Source organism: Halobacillus sp. ABH2_015 (assembly GCF_056158945.1).
This window is the reverse complement of the sequence record NZ_JBSWUG010000002.1, coordinates 2587760-2600328: the sequence shown is the minus strand read 5'-3', so window position 1 is coordinate 2600328 and position 12569 is coordinate 2587760. Positions and strand designations below refer to the sequence as shown.

General features: G+C 46.7%; 14 protein-coding genes. 9 read left to right on the top strand and 5 right to left on the bottom strand.

Features of this window, described 5'->3' with window-relative positions:
* Nucleotides 1-7 precede the first annotated feature (7 nt).
* Nucleotides 8-628: a spore coat protein gene (locus ACXAD6_RS13805; protein ID WP_474969344.1), complete on the bottom strand. Its 621-nt coding sequence runs from the start codon at nt 626-628 to the stop codon at nt 8-10.
* A gap of 202 nt (nt 629-830) precedes the next feature.
* Here ACXAD6_RS13805 and ACXAD6_RS13800 point away from each other — a divergent pair, with 202 nt between their 5' ends.
* Together ACXAD6_RS13800 and ACXAD6_RS13795 are read left to right on the top strand one after the other, a co-directional pair.
* Entirely contained in the window at nt 831-1424 is a 594-nt protein-coding gene (locus tag ACXAD6_RS13800) for a YpjP family protein (protein ID WP_474969343.1), read from the top strand.
* 155 nt (nt 1425-1579) lie between these two features.
* Nucleotides 1580-2557: a zinc-binding dehydrogenase gene (locus ACXAD6_RS13795; RefSeq protein ID WP_474969342.1), complete on the top strand. Its 978-nt coding sequence runs from the start codon at nt 1580-1582 to the stop codon at nt 2555-2557.
* A 35-nt stretch (nt 2558-2592) separates the two neighbouring features.
* Here ACXAD6_RS13795 and murB read toward each other — a convergent pair whose 3' ends face one another.
* Nucleotides 2593-3513 (bottom strand): UDP-N-acetylmuramate dehydrogenase, encoded by a 921-nt coding sequence (gene murB, locus ACXAD6_RS13790; RefSeq protein WP_474969341.1) that lies wholly within the window; start codon nt 3511-3513, stop codon nt 2593-2595.
* A 245-nt stretch (nt 3514-3758) separates the two neighbouring features.
* Between murB and ACXAD6_RS13785 the strand changes: the two genes are divergently transcribed.
* The 3 genes from ACXAD6_RS13785 to ACXAD6_RS13775 all read left to right on the top strand — a co-directional run bounded on the left by ACXAD6_RS13785 (nt 3759) and on the right by ACXAD6_RS13775 (nt 6494).
* Nucleotides 3759-3917: a DUF1540 domain-containing protein gene (locus ACXAD6_RS13785; RefSeq protein WP_160838406.1), complete on the top strand. Its 159-nt coding sequence runs from the start codon at nt 3759-3761 to the stop codon at nt 3915-3917.
* A 192-nt stretch (nt 3918-4109) separates the two neighbouring features.
* Nucleotides 4110-5810, top strand: coding sequence for a dihydroxy-acid dehydratase (ilvD, locus tag ACXAD6_RS13780; RefSeq protein WP_474969340.1), 1701 nt, complete (start codon nt 4110-4112; stop codon nt 5808-5810).
* Nucleotides 5811-5921: 111 nt separating this feature from the next.
* Entirely contained in the window at nt 5922-6494 is a 573-nt protein-coding gene (locus ACXAD6_RS13775; RefSeq protein WP_474969339.1) for a histidine phosphatase family protein, read from the top strand.
* 77 nt (nt 6495-6571) lie between these two features.
* On the opposite strand, the gene ACXAD6_RS13770 is transcribed toward ACXAD6_RS13775, so the two are convergent.
* On the bottom strand, nt 6572-6982 hold the full coding sequence (locus tag ACXAD6_RS13770) for a VOC family protein (protein ID WP_474969338.1): 411 nt from the start codon (nt 6980-6982) through the stop codon (nt 6572-6574).
* A 538-nt stretch (nt 6983-7520) separates the two neighbouring features.
* On the opposite strand from ACXAD6_RS13770, the gene aceA reads away from it, so the two are divergent.
* Nucleotides 7521-8807 carry an isocitrate lyase gene (gene aceA, locus ACXAD6_RS13765; protein WP_474969337.1) on the top strand — a complete coding sequence of 429 codons (1287 nt, stop codon included), beginning with the start codon at nt 7521-7523 and terminating at the stop codon, nt 8805-8807.
* A gap of 118 nt (nt 8808-8925) precedes the next feature.
* A complete protein-coding gene (hpaB, locus tag ACXAD6_RS13760) occupies nt 8926-10365 on the top strand; it encodes a 4-hydroxyphenylacetate 3-monooxygenase, oxygenase component (RefSeq protein ID WP_474969336.1) in 1440 nt (479 codons plus the stop codon).
* A gap of 531 nt (nt 10366-10896) precedes the next feature.
* Here hpaB and ACXAD6_RS13755 read toward each other — a convergent pair.
* On the bottom strand, nt 10897-11034 hold the full coding sequence (locus ACXAD6_RS13755; protein WP_474969334.1) for a hypothetical protein: 138 nt from the start codon (nt 11032-11034) through the stop codon (nt 10897-10899).
* Nucleotides 11035-11151: 117 nt separating this feature from the next.
* On the opposite strand from ACXAD6_RS13755, the gene ACXAD6_RS13750 reads away from it, so the two are divergent.
* Nucleotides 11152-11346: a YozQ family protein gene (locus ACXAD6_RS13750; protein WP_474969333.1), complete on the top strand. Its 195-nt coding sequence runs from the start codon at nt 11152-11154 to the stop codon at nt 11344-11346.
* Nucleotides 11347-11395: 49 nt separating this feature from the next.
* On the opposite strand, the gene ACXAD6_RS13745 is transcribed toward ACXAD6_RS13750, so the two are convergent.
* Nucleotides 11396-11773 (bottom strand): hypothetical protein, encoded by a 378-nt coding sequence (locus tag ACXAD6_RS13745; protein ID WP_474969332.1) that lies wholly within the window; start codon nt 11771-11773, stop codon nt 11396-11398.
* A gap of 143 nt (nt 11774-11916) precedes the next feature.
* On the opposite strand from ACXAD6_RS13745, the gene ACXAD6_RS13740 reads away from it, so the two are divergent.
* Nucleotides 11917-12510 (top strand): serine/threonine protein kinase, encoded by a 594-nt coding sequence (locus ACXAD6_RS13740; RefSeq protein WP_474969331.1) that lies wholly within the window; start codon nt 11917-11919, stop codon nt 12508-12510.
* Nucleotides 12511-12569 lie beyond the last annotated feature (59 nt).

Sequence of the window (12569 nt, the reverse complement as noted above, 5' to 3'; positions counted from 1 at the left end):
TTTTCTGTTAATGGGGCATGTTTCCGTCAGGCACCGTTGTGTAGCTTTGCAGCATCAGGTTCATATCCTGCTGCTGAAGCTGAGGTACCTGGTAATAGCCGTGTTTGTTTTGATAAAGGAAAACCTCATAGCTCATCTCAATAAAATTCGGTACACTGTCTGCGATGACGCGCCGGAGAACCGGGTTGGTCATTTCCAGGGCGGTCATAGCCAGAAGTGTGGCAAGTCCCTTTGTCTGTCCAAGCATATAGGCAGACAGACCTTTGTCCGCCAGCTCGCTGACGGACTGGTTCGGTTTTTTCGGCTGACCAGGCTTCACGCCGTAAACCACTTCATTGCTCTGCTGCATTTTATACTGCTGCGTCGCCTGTGCAGGGTCCTGGCCACTACTGAAACTCTGGACAATTGTATTATACATCTGGGTGACAAAAGCGTGCTGACGCTGTTGAATGGATTGGAGTTCCGGGTCCTGAATATGCTGACTGTACATTTGATACTGGTCGAGCAGGTTGATTAAGCCTGCAATGACCTCATGGGCATCAAAAAGTTCATGACCGCCGTGATTCGGGTTCATGTGAGTCGTCGGCATCTGCGCCCCCTGCTGCTGATTCATATTTTGTTGTTTCATCCTTATTCCTCCTCGTAGCTTCGTACATCTTAAGGTTGCCCGGATCTTCTCTCCTCATGTATTTCAAAAGATGGAATGTAACAAGGGATTTCCCCCCCTGACTGCCTTCATTACTATTTCATTACGGGGAGTGTGAGGTCGTGGATTTTGAAGGAAATCGTGATACAATAAAGACAGAATATAAACAAGGGAGACCGACAGAATGAAGCCACTTATGAGAAGGATATTTGTCGTACTTATTTCTGTATTAACACTCGGTCTGTACGTGCCGCCGGCCCATGTGGATACAGAAGCCGCTGAAAAGAAGGAGATCACGGACGCCGGTCACCTGAATGAACATTCCGTGGCGGAGGATGACCAGCAGATTCTGCCGGATGTTCTTACAGAAGACGAAGAAGATCCTTTCCGTTCAATAACGGAAGAGGCCTTTGCCCGGACAGAGGCCAAAATGGGACCGAGGATTATGGGAAAAGTGGACGATGAGTTGTCGGAAGTGATTTTTCCTGAAATGGAAAACGTCATGGTCGACCTCTTATCCAACACGGACGAAGCGCACGTTCCCTATATGAAAATCACAGAAGACCCTGCCCCTGGATATGGGGAGAGAATGTTCAATTTATATAATGGACACACGGATGAAGAAATTGCCCGCTTCCATGTGCGGAGAGATAAACGTCCCGGGGAAGGGTACTGGTTCAATTTCCATTACCATTTAAAAGAAGACGCGTATACGAAACACCATGAAATCGGCGAGATCTACTGGGAGAAGAACACTCCTCCAAAGTGGATGTCCTGAACAGAAGACAGTCATCTAAGACTGTCTTTTTTGTTGTCCGGTTTTACGTAGTTACTAAGAGGTAAGTAGGTTACTGAAAAGTACCTTCTTGTCACAGGAGAATTTACTAATTATCATAAGTGACAAAGACTTGGATAAAAAAGGAGAGGGAAATCATGAAAGCATTGCTTTTACATGAAAAGCGTGATTGGCAGGAAATGCAGGTAGAGGAAATCGAAAAACCAACAGCAGGAAAAGGCGGAATTGTCGTGGAGGTGCATGCGGCAGGATTGAATCCTGTGGATTACAAAACTGCAGGTAATGGGAATCCCAGCTGGGAGTACCCTCATATCCTTGGTCTTGATGTAGCCGGGGGCGTTACAGAAACCGCTTCGGATGTCTCTTCGTTTAAGTTAGGAGATCGTGTCGTTTACCACGGGGACTTAACTAAGAAAGGTGGATTTGCAGAATATGCAGTCATTCCGGCTCATACAGCATCAAAAATCCCTGACGAAGTAAGCTTTACCGAAGCGGCTGCTCTTCCTACGGCAGGATATACAGCTTATCAAGCCATTCACCGTAAGCTTCCACTGGATCAGGTTCAAACGATCCTCATCCACGCTGGTGCCGGCGGGGTAGGCGGATTTGGTATCCAGCTGGCTAAAGCGGCCGGAAAAACGGTCTTAACGACAGCTTCCTCTTCCAACCATGACTATGTATTATCCCTGGGGGCGGATTATGCCATCGACTACAGAAATGAAGATGTGTATGAGAAAGTCATGGAAATTACCGATGGCCGGGGGGTTGATGCTGTTGTCGATGCAGTGAGCAGCGAAAATGCAACAGCCTCTCTCGATTATATTGCGTTTATGGGACATCTTGTTTACATTGCAGGAGCTCCTGACTTTAAAAAGGTCCAACCATTCACAACGGTCGTCTCTTATCATGAAATTGCTCTGGCGGCCGCCCATAAGGCAGATTTCCAATCCCAGAAAGATCTTGCCGTAATCGGTGATGACCTGCTGAAACTGGTGAAAGAGGGGAAAGTTTCTCCACTTGTGGAGGAAACCATTTCGCTTGAAGAAGTACCGGAGGCCCTCGTCCGGCTTTCAGAACGGCATGTGAAAGGCAAGATAGTAGCTGTATTGAAATAAAAGAAAGCCTGCGCGGATACCGCGCAGGCTTTTCGTTATTCTTTATCTTCACCAATAATGCGGACCTCACGCTCGAGGTCTACACCAAACTTCTCTTTGACAGTTTTCTGTACATGCTCGATCAGTGAAATGTAGTCAGTAGTCGAGGCATTATCCTTGTTCACAATAAAGCCGGCGTGTTTGGTGGAAACTTCCGCTCCGCCGATACTCGTTCCCTGCAGGTTGCTGTCCTGAATCAATTTTCCTGCGAAATATCCAGGCGGTCGCTTGAATACACTGCCGCAGGAAGGGTACTCCAGCGGCTGTTTGGATTCTCTTTTGAAGGTCAGGTCATCCATAATTTCTTTAATTTCCTGACGGGTTCCCGGGGTCAGGCGGAAACAAGCCTCCACAACAATATCGCCGCGATCAGGGATATTACTGGTACGGTAATCAAGATCGAGATCGGAAGCCATACGCTTGACGAGTCTGCCTTCTTTGTCGACCACATAAGCGTGGTCAAGAACATCTTTGATTTCTCCGCCATAGGCACCAGCGTTCATATACAACGCGCCCCCTACAGTCCCGGGAATGCCACAGGCGAATTCCAGTCCGGCTAACTGTTTTTCAAGAGCAAAACGGGAAGCATCGATGATTCGTGCTCCACTTTGAGCCGTCACCATTTCCTCGTCTGCATTGATGGAGTTCAAGTGTTTTAAGTTGATGACGATCCCGCGGATTCCCCCGTCCTTAATGATAAGGTTGGATCCATTGCCAAGGAGTGTAAAGGGGATTTCATCCTCGTTGGACAGCTTGACGACATTTTGAATTTCCTTATAAGACGTCGGTGTGATAAAAAAGTCCGCTCGGCCGCCCAGTTTCGTGTAGAGGTGGTCTTTTAATGGTTCATCGACTTTGACGTTTTCCTCTTTGACAAGGTTTAACAGTTTATTATAAATCATGTGTTTTTTTTCCATAAACATCCGTCCTATTTTTTGGTTTCCTCTAAGCAGTTACGTACATCATGTAGATTCAGCCCGGCTTGTTTGTAACAGTTTATGATACGTGCGCCGGTAGAGTGCGTTTTCCATTTTTCACAATCACGTTTATTATTTTATCACAAAACAAAAGGAACATTGAGTAGGAATTTCTTCATGGAGACCATGGATACAGGATAAAGGACCGGCATTTGTAAAACCTAAGTCTATAGGAGGTGTAGGAAATGGCACTTGACGTCCGTTGTGAGGTTAAAAACTGTGTATATAATAAGAATGGCTCGGCTTGTGGTGCTGATGAAATTTTCGTCGTGAGCCATAAGGGAACAAAAGCTTCGAACAGTGAAGAAACCGACTGCAAAACGTTTAAACCGGCAAATGTGTAACTTCCTATAGAACCAGGCCTGTGATCCTGCAGGCCTTTTTTTCTTATTTTTCCCGTTAAGAAAACGCTTAAATTAAACGGAAGGTTCATTATATTCAGAAAAGTCATTGCCAAGAGCCCCTCTTGTTAGTATCATCATGATAAGTTGTTTCCCAACGACAGAATAGATAAAAAGCAATGAGAGGTGTAAGGGATGGACAAGACTAAAAAAGATTTGAGAATCAGAAGTAAAGTCATCAGTGAGGGTGTCAACCGGGTCCCGAACCGTTCGATGTTGAGAGCTGTTGGGTTTAAGGATGAGGATTTTAAAAAGCCGATGATCGGCATCGCCAGCACATGGAGTGAAGTAACCCCATGTAATGTACATATTGATAAACTGGCTGAGCAGGCCAAGGGTGGAGCTTCAGACAATGGCGGAGCCCCTATGATTTTTAATACCATTACAGTAGCTGACGGCATTGCAATGGGGCATGAAGGAATGTTTTATTCCCTTCCAAGCCGTGAAGTCATTGCGGATTCCATCGAAACCGTTACAAATGCGGAGCGTCTTGATGGCATTGTAGCGATCGGAGGCTGTGATAAAACAACACCTGGATGCCTGATCTCACTCGGCCGCCTGAACGTTCCATCGGTCTATGTTTATGGAGGTACCATCCAGCCGGGTAAACTGGATGGAGAAGATATTGACATTGTTTCCTCTTTTGAAGCGGTTGGTCAGTATCATGAAGGCAGTATTGATGAGGAACAGCTGCACAGAGTGGAATGCCACGCCTGTCCAGGCGCCGGTGCGTGTGGAGGAATGTACACAGCCAATACGATGGCATCTGCGGTAGAGGCTCTTGGAATGAGTATCCCTGGATCTTCCTCTACGCCTGCCGTTCATGACTATAAGGAAAACGAATGCCGCCAGGCAGGAGAGCTTGTTGTTGAACTGCTTGAGAAAGAAATCTATCCTCGTGATATCATGACAAAAGAAGCGTTCGAAAATGCGATTACGGTTGTCATGGCCCTTGGAGGTTCGACCAATGCGTTCCTCCACCTTCTGGCTATGGCACATTCAGCAGGTGTCGATCTTGATCTGGATGACTTTGAGCGCATCCGTCAGGAAGTTCCTCACATTGCCGACATGAAGCCGAGCGGGAAATATGTGATGCAGGACCTGTATGAAAGCGGCGGTGTGCCCGCAGTTATGAAGCTGCTATTGGAAGAAGGCCTGCTTCACGGAGACTGCTTGACGGTTACCGGGAAAACAGTAGCGGAAAACCTGGCAGAAGTTCCATCATTGAAAGAAGGCCAGAAAGTTATTGTTCCGTTTGATAAGCCGATCAAGCCGAAAGGTCCTCTTGTCGTTTTGAAAGGGAATTTGGCTCCGGAGGGCGCTGTAGCCAAAATGTCTGGTCAGAAGATCAGCCGTTTTGAAGGTCCTGCTAAAGTGTATAACAGTGAAGAAGAAGCAACGAATGCCATCGTTGGTGATGACGTACAGGAAGGCGATGTCGTTGTCATCCGTAATGTAGGTCCGAAAGGGGGACCTGGTATGCCGGAGATGCTTTCCATAACGGCTATGATTGTAGGGAAAGGCCTGGGAGGAAAAGTGGCCTTGATTACCGACGGTCGTTTCTCAGGGGGCTCCCACGGGTTCGTCATCGGCCACGTCGCTCCAGAAGCCTTTGTCGGTGGACCGATCGGCCTTCTGGAAACCGGAGATACCATCACTATAGATAGTGATACCCAGCAGATCAATTTTGATGTCAGTGATGAAGAATACGAACGACGTAAGCAGGCATGGGTAAAACCTGAACCGAAGCATAAAACAGGTGTCCTGGCTAAATATGCCCGGCTTGTATCTTCCTCTGCCAAAGGGGCTGTTACTGACCTGGATTTAGACAATTAACATCCCATCCCACTCTCTCAGAGAGTGGGATTCTTTGATCCATCAGGATAAGGAACTCGACATGTATAATGAGCAGAGCATCAAAATACATAAAGGTAAGGGGAGTGAAGGATGAAAATAGTATGGATCAGACATGGAAGTACAGCATGGAATAAAGAAAAACGGGCTCAGGGCGGCTCGGATATCCCGTTGGATGACGAAGGGAATGAGCAGGCAGCCCTTCTTTCCGCACGGCTTGGGAAAGAGAACTGGGATGTGTTGTACAGCAGCCCGTTGAAGAGAGCCGTCCAGACAGCCCGGGTCGCTGCACACGAGCTGGATGTTGCTGTTCATCTGGATGAACGTCTGCAGGAAGTCGGAGGCGGACAAATCGAAGGGACGACAGAAGCAGAAAGAATTGAAAAATGGGGGGAGGGGTGGCGTGACCTTGATCTGGGAAGAGAATCGGAAGAAGACGTGCTCAAGCGCTGTCGATCTTTCATCGCTGATCTGAGGGCAGAGCATCAAGGGAAACAGATATTAGTAGTAAGTCACGGCGGCATCATCAGCCAAATGCTGCACATGCTGGATCCGTCCCATGTAAACGAAGAAACAATGAAAAACACGTCCATATCAGAAGTGGTGCTTCGTGACAACCAATGGTCGTGTGAACGTTTCAACTGTACAAGGCACTTGGATATGTAACGAAAAGAGTATGTGTGGACACTCATGGTGAGAAGGGATTGAACCGGCTGACGAGATCGTACTCGTCAGCCGGTTTTTTATTTTTTCGTATAGTTCAAATCCCAAGTAATTCCGTAGTAGTCTCTCACTTTAGCGAACGTGGCCCCCCAGAACGTATCCTGCAGTTCCATGATGACCGTCCCTTTGTCTTTCAATCGGTTGTAAATCATGTCAATCTCTTCCGGACTGTCCATTTCCAAAGCCATCGATATGTTATTTCCCACTTCAACCTGTTGATCGAGAAAAGAGTCAGAGACCATGAAAAGAAGAGGCCCTTTTTTAAAACGGGCATGCATGAGACGGTCATCCATTTCAGGTGGCGTTTCAAAATCGGCCTCTCCAAACGTCTGCTTGTCTGTAATCTCACCTTCGAATATTTCTTTGTAATCATTCAATGCTTCTTCCGCCTGACCATTAAAAGTAAAATACGGGGTAGCCTGATGTTTCATTGTGAACACTCCTTTTCTATTTGAGTCTAGGAACAGTATAACGGTTCCCTTCTGACAAAACAAGAACATTTGTTCTTGTTTTAAACTGTAATAGTACAGGTCATTCAATAAGAAACGGATACCGCTTACAAAGGAAGTATAGCATGCTCCGTATTCCGACGCAGGAAGTAAATATATATTTTACAACCCTTTAAAATCTCGTATAATGGCGGTTTACATAGGCTGAGACACAAATATAAAAAATTTTCAAAAAACGGTTGCAATTTCCTGCCTGCCAAAGTAAACTGTACCATAACAGATAAACAAAATAATTTCTGTTATAACAAAGGAGGAGAAATAATGAATCATCCGAAAACTGTTTCCATCCCATGTCCGCAATGTGGTTCTGAAGTTGAAAATCATCATTACACGTATATGTTGGAATGTGATCACTGTCTATCTAAAAGAGAAGAATAATTTTTGCAGCATCTGTTATATATCAGATTGTTAATTTAGTTTTTATTATGCAACAGAAAGATGGTTGAAAGGGGATGGAGAAATGAACGAACGTGTTGAAAAACTGAAAAAAAGCTGGAAAGAGGATAAGCGGTGGAATGGCATTGAAAGACCTTACGAAGCGGAAGAAGTCATTCGATTAAGAGGTTCGATTGACATCACACATACGTTGGCAGAGAGCGGTGCCCGTAAACTTTGGAACCTTCTTCATGAGGAAGAGTATGTGCATGCGCTGGGAGCTTTAACGGGAAATCAAGCGATGCAGCAGGTGAAAGCCGGGTTGAAGGCTATATACTTAAGTGGATGGCAGGTCGCTGCCGATGCGAACCTTTCGGGGCAGATGTATCCGGATCAGAGCCTGTATCCTGCCAACAGCGTGCCCCAGGTCGTTAAGCGGATCAACCAGGCCCTCCAGAGAGCGGATCAGATTCATTATATGGAAGGCCGGGAGGAGATTGATTGGTTTGCGCCGATCGTTGCGGATGCGGAAGCAGGTTTTGGGGGAAAGCTGAATGTATTTGAGTTAATGAAAGGGATGATTGAGGCTGGAGCGGCCGGTGTCCATTTTGAGGATCAGCTGTCCTCAGAGAAAAAATGCGGGCACCTTGGTGGAAAGGTGCTGCTCCCGACGCAGACGGCTGTCCGTAATTTGATTTCCGCGAGGTTTGCCGCTGATGTGATGGGAGTGCCTGCCTTGATCATAGCCAGAACGGATGCCAACGCTGCTGATCTCATTACCAGTGATATTGATGATCAGGATGCGCCTTTCTTAACAGGGGAGAGGACTGCAGAAGGCTTTTATAAAACAACCGCCGGGCTGGATCAGGCCATTGCCAGAGGGCTTGCGTATGCTCCTTATGCTGATCTGGTCTGGTGTGAAACTTCCGAGCCGGATCTGGAAGAAGCGCGGCGTTTTGCTGAAGCCATTCATGAAAAGTTCCCTGGCAAACTGCTCGCCTACAATTGCTCTCCTTCGTTTAACTGGAAGAAGAAGCTGAACGATGAAACGATTGCCTCGTTCCAGAGGGAGCTCGCGGCTATGGGGTATAAATTCCAATTTGTCACTCTTGCCGGCTTCCATGCCTTGAATCACAGTATGTTTGAGCTGGCCCGCCAATACAAAACTCATGGAATGGCCGCCTATTCACAATTGCAGCAGGCAGAGTTTGCAAGTGAAACACATGGATACTCAGCTACGCGCCACCAGAGGGAAGTCGGGACAGGGTATTTTGATGAAGTGGCTCAAGTCATTACTGGAGGTACCTCCTCCACAACCGCTTTGAAAGGATCGACCGAGACGGAACAGTTTTCCCAGACGATCCGTTCTTAGTTAAGCGCCCGCCAATTTAATTGGCGGGTTTTTATGTGGGACGACGTACAAAATCCGTCCAATATAATAGGGTATGTTATCAAGCCTTTTCAGTGCTCTAAGAAACGGGAGTGATGACATGCCGGTAATTACAGGAAAAGAATACATTAAACGAGTAAATGCCCTGCAGTCCGAAGTATGGCTGCGCGGAAAACGGGTGGAAGGAAACATCTCCGAGCATGAAGCCTTTGAAGGAGTCATTAAAAGCCAGGCCGCCCTTTATGATTTACAGAATTCCCCATCCTTGGAAGAACAGATGGTGTATACGTCAGAAACGACGGGACACAAAATCGGTCTTTCCTATCTCATACCAAAAACACGGGCGGATTTAGAGAAACGAAGAACGATGATCCAGCATTGGGCCCGTTTCTCCGGAGGTGTGATGGGGAGAAGTCCTGATTACATGAATACGGTGCTCGCCTCCTTCGCCGCGTCCGTAGACGTGCTGGATAATGAGCCCGGATGTTTTCCTGACCGGCTGTTGTCTTTTTATGAATATGCGCGTGAGAATGATCTTTCCTTTACCCACACCTTCGTCAACCCCCAGACCAACCGCTCCAGTCTCGCCTTTCTGGAAAAAGATGTGACAAACGCAGCCGTTGTCGATCATACAGATGAGGGAATCATCATTGACGGGGCAAAGCTTCTGGCTACACAAGGAGGCATGACAGATGAACTTCTCGTGTTTTCAGCCCCCGGTGCACAGGACAGCTCACAGGCCTATGGTTTTTCCATTCCTAGTAATACGGCTGGTGTGTCTTTTGTCTGTCGGGAATCCTTTGCCCAAAATGGTTCGCGTTTTGATTATCCGCTGGCCTCTCAATTTGAAGAAATGGACACCATTGTCTTGTTTGACCATGTAGTTGTACCATGGGAGCGTGTCTTCCTCCATGAAAATCTCCGCGCTGCGACCAACCTTTATGTCCATGGTAAGTTTGTTCCTTTTACCCTTCATCAAATTACTTCCAGGCAGATTGTGAAGACAGAGTTCATCCTCGGTCTTGCTCAATCCATCGTAGAGATGATCAATATCAGTGATTATCAGCATGTACAGAGTAAAGTGGTGGAAATCATGAAAGGTCTGGAGACGATGAAGGCACTGGTGCTGAAGGCCGAGTTGGAAGGTGAAGTAGATGAAACGGGGGTTTTTGTTCCAAATAAAGTCCCTCTTTATATAGCGGTCAATCAATTTCAAGAGCTCTATCCGCGTTTCACAGAAATCATTCAGATTCTGGGCGCAAGTGGGATGATGACCATACCTGCAGAAGCAGATTTTCAAGGAGAACGGGGAGGGGATCTTGATCATTATCTCAGGGGAGCCGAAAAAGCAGGGAAGGAACGTGTCGCCTTATTCCGACTGGCGTGGGATATGACAATGAGCAGCTTTGGGGCTCGGCAGACATTGTATGAACGGTTCTTTTTCGGTGATCCTGTCCGCCTTTCCCAGACCATTTACCGGCTGTACGATGATACGGACATGGTAAGCTGGATCGAGCAGTGTATAAAAAAAGCTGACTAACAGTCAGCTTTTTTGGCTGTAGAAAAAGCCTGTGCTAACCAGTTATTGGTGTCCATTTGTCGTGGGAAGGGTCACGTTCCGCTTATCGGTGGATGAATGGGCACTCCCTCCGCTGACTTGGTCAGGAAGGTCGTCTGCCCAAGTGGATCTTCGGCCCGTGCTGTTCCCGCAGGCATCACCACCGAACGCCCCTCGTGCCGAAGTTAGAGTATAGAGGAGAGAGACTGTGCACGAAGCAGGTTCACAAATTTGCGCTATTGCCACATGCGTGGAAAAGAAAAAGGGCTGATGACGGCTTGCTGCCGGGATGTGAAAAAGATGGTCCTCCATCCAGCAAGGGTGAGCAGGGTGAAGGAGAGTCTTTTTCGATATTAAAGAGCTCCCAAGGAGCGGTGCCCCTTCCACTCCTGCTAAAAGCTCGGGCGCTCGTCCGCGGAAAGGGAAGGGGATTTGGCTCCTGGCGTAAGAAAGAAGAAAGCTTGTAAAGAGACCGGGGTTTCTCTACAAGCTGAGCTGACGAACAGCCGGATTTTACCTTTTAGCATTGCTTTTTTTGGCTTTCTGCTCGAGCTGGGAATCCGGCTGCTGATCAGCGGCATCCTCCGTTAACCCCTGCGGGTTGACGGAAGTTTTTCCTCTTCCTTTAAATGCATTGCTTTTTTTACTCATACTCTCCACCTCCTCTTCTGTAGGTTGTGACAGGTGGAGGTATTTCATCCTGAAAGGTTCTGGATGGAATGCTCCGTTCTGGATACGAGCATTCTAAAAGAGAAGGAGGGATGATGAATGAAAGGAAAACGTAAAACACCATCTTATGCTGAGGAGTTTTCTGCTGAGGGGTTAGCGGTAACGAGAGAGCAGGTGTCGGATACCCTTACAGAAGGTACGTACGATGCAAAAATCGATCAGCAGAACGATGAAGGCCATAGGATCACAGACGATGGCATTGAAATCAGGAAGCCGGGAAAAAAGAAGAAGTAGAGACTTGATAAACAGCAGAAAAGGGAAGCGTTTCATACGCTTCCCTTTATTATGCTTTCATAAATCCTGGATGCAGCTGTTTGAATCGGTCCAGAGCGCTTTTGCTCTCATGGAAGGAACCTTCGTCTTTGCTGACCAGGCTTTGATCTATTTTAAACTCGTAATAATTGATGGCCAGGTCCAGGTCCATTTCGGTGAAGAGCAGACCTTGGTCGTAACAGTCATCCATATAAGGGATAGATAGGGAAAAAGGAGCGTCTTCATTTTTTTGAACTTCAACGAACCATCCCATCTGATCGACGTAAAGGGGGAGACCTGTGACATGCAGGATGTCTCCATGGGCAAAGCTCTTCACGTCCGCTTGGGCATCTTCAGAGGTTTCAGGACGATATTCAAAAGGTTCGACAACATAAAAAAATTGTTCCATGATCATGCTCCTTTCAACTGAGTAAACTCAGTATAGTTGATAATGATTATCACAGTCAAATAACAAGAGTTATTTTTACTTTAATTTTTAAAAAATTTGATATAATTATAAAAACAAAGGTTTTCGCAAAGGAGAATCTTTCTATGAATGTCCAAACCCTTGTGAAGGAAGTTGTGTTCCATGACTCCCAGATTATCAACATCCCCCCATCCTTCGAGCTGATTGGAAAGGGAAGGAGTGCTTCTGTTTTCCGCATAAGAGAAACAGGAATCGCTGTGAAAGTGTTTTATCCCGGTTATGAGAAGCTCGCCGAAGTGGAGGCCGGAGTGTATGAGAAGCTGGACAATCATGAATTTTTCCCGGCCTTTTATGGAAAAGGCGACGATTTCATCGTTATGGAATATGTGGAAGGGATCACATTTTATGATTGCCTTGTGAAAGGAATTCCGATTACGGAAGACATGATCAACCGGGTGGATGCGGCTCTTGCTTTCGCCTTTCAAATCGGATTGAATCCTTCAGATACACATTTGAAAAATATTATGCTGACACCAGATGGGCAGGTCAAAGTTATAGATGTCGTAAGGTTCACACAGGATTTTGAATGCCCGCAGTGGCAGGATTTGAAAAAAGCCTACCGTACGCTGTACCGGCGGAAGTTTGTGCCGAAAAAGTATCCGGTTTTCTTCATTGAATTCATTATCCGTCTGTACCGGAGAAAACTGCTGCCGATTTAAGTGGAGGAAAGGGTTTTGTCCACCCAGGTTCTGGGAAACGCTCTATAAATACCAGGAAA

Coding starts and splice junctions, on each gene's coding strand:
- ACXAD6_RS13805 (WP_474969344.1), bottom strand. CDS start 628: ATGAAACAACAAAATATGAATCAGCAGCAGGGGGCGCAGATGCCGACG.
- ilvD (WP_474969340.1), top strand. CDS start 4,110: ATGGACAAGACTAAAAAAGATTTGAGAATCAGAAGTAAAGTCATCAGT.
- murB (WP_474969341.1), bottom strand. CDS start 3,513: ATGGAAAAAAAACACATGATTTATAATAAACTGTTAAACCTTGTCAAA.
- ACXAD6_RS13800 (WP_474969343.1), top strand. CDS start 831: ATGAAGCCACTTATGAGAAGGATATTTGTCGTACTTATTTCTGTATTA.
- ACXAD6_RS13795 (WP_474969342.1), top strand. CDS start 1,580: ATGAAAGCATTGCTTTTACATGAAAAGCGTGATTGGCAGGAAATGCAG.
- ACXAD6_RS13750 (WP_474969333.1), top strand. CDS start 11,152: ATGAAAGGAAAACGTAAAACACCATCTTATGCTGAGGAGTTTTCTGCT.
- ACXAD6_RS13785 (WP_160838406.1), top strand. CDS start 3,759: ATGGCACTTGACGTCCGTTGTGAGGTTAAAAACTGTGTATATAATAAG.
- ACXAD6_RS13770 (WP_474969338.1), bottom strand. CDS start 6,982: ATGAAACATCAGGCTACCCCGTATTTTACTTTTAATGGTCAGGCGGAA.
- ACXAD6_RS13745 (WP_474969332.1), bottom strand. CDS start 11,773: ATGGAACAATTTTTTTATGTTGTCGAACCTTTTGAATATCGTCCTGAA.
- aceA (WP_474969337.1), top strand. CDS start 7,521: ATGAACGAACGTGTTGAAAAACTGAAAAAAAGCTGGAAAGAGGATAAG.
- ACXAD6_RS13755 (WP_474969334.1), bottom strand. CDS start 11,034: ATGAGTAAAAAAAGCAATGCATTTAAAGGAAGAGGAAAAACTTCCGTC.
- hpaB (WP_474969336.1), top strand. CDS start 8,926: ATGCCGGTAATTACAGGAAAAGAATACATTAAACGAGTAAATGCCCTG.
- ACXAD6_RS13775 (WP_474969339.1), top strand. CDS start 5,922: ATGAAAATAGTATGGATCAGACATGGAAGTACAGCATGGAATAAAGAA.
- ACXAD6_RS13740 (WP_474969331.1), top strand. CDS start 11,917: ATGAATGTCCAAACCCTTGTGAAGGAAGTTGTGTTCCATGACTCCCAG.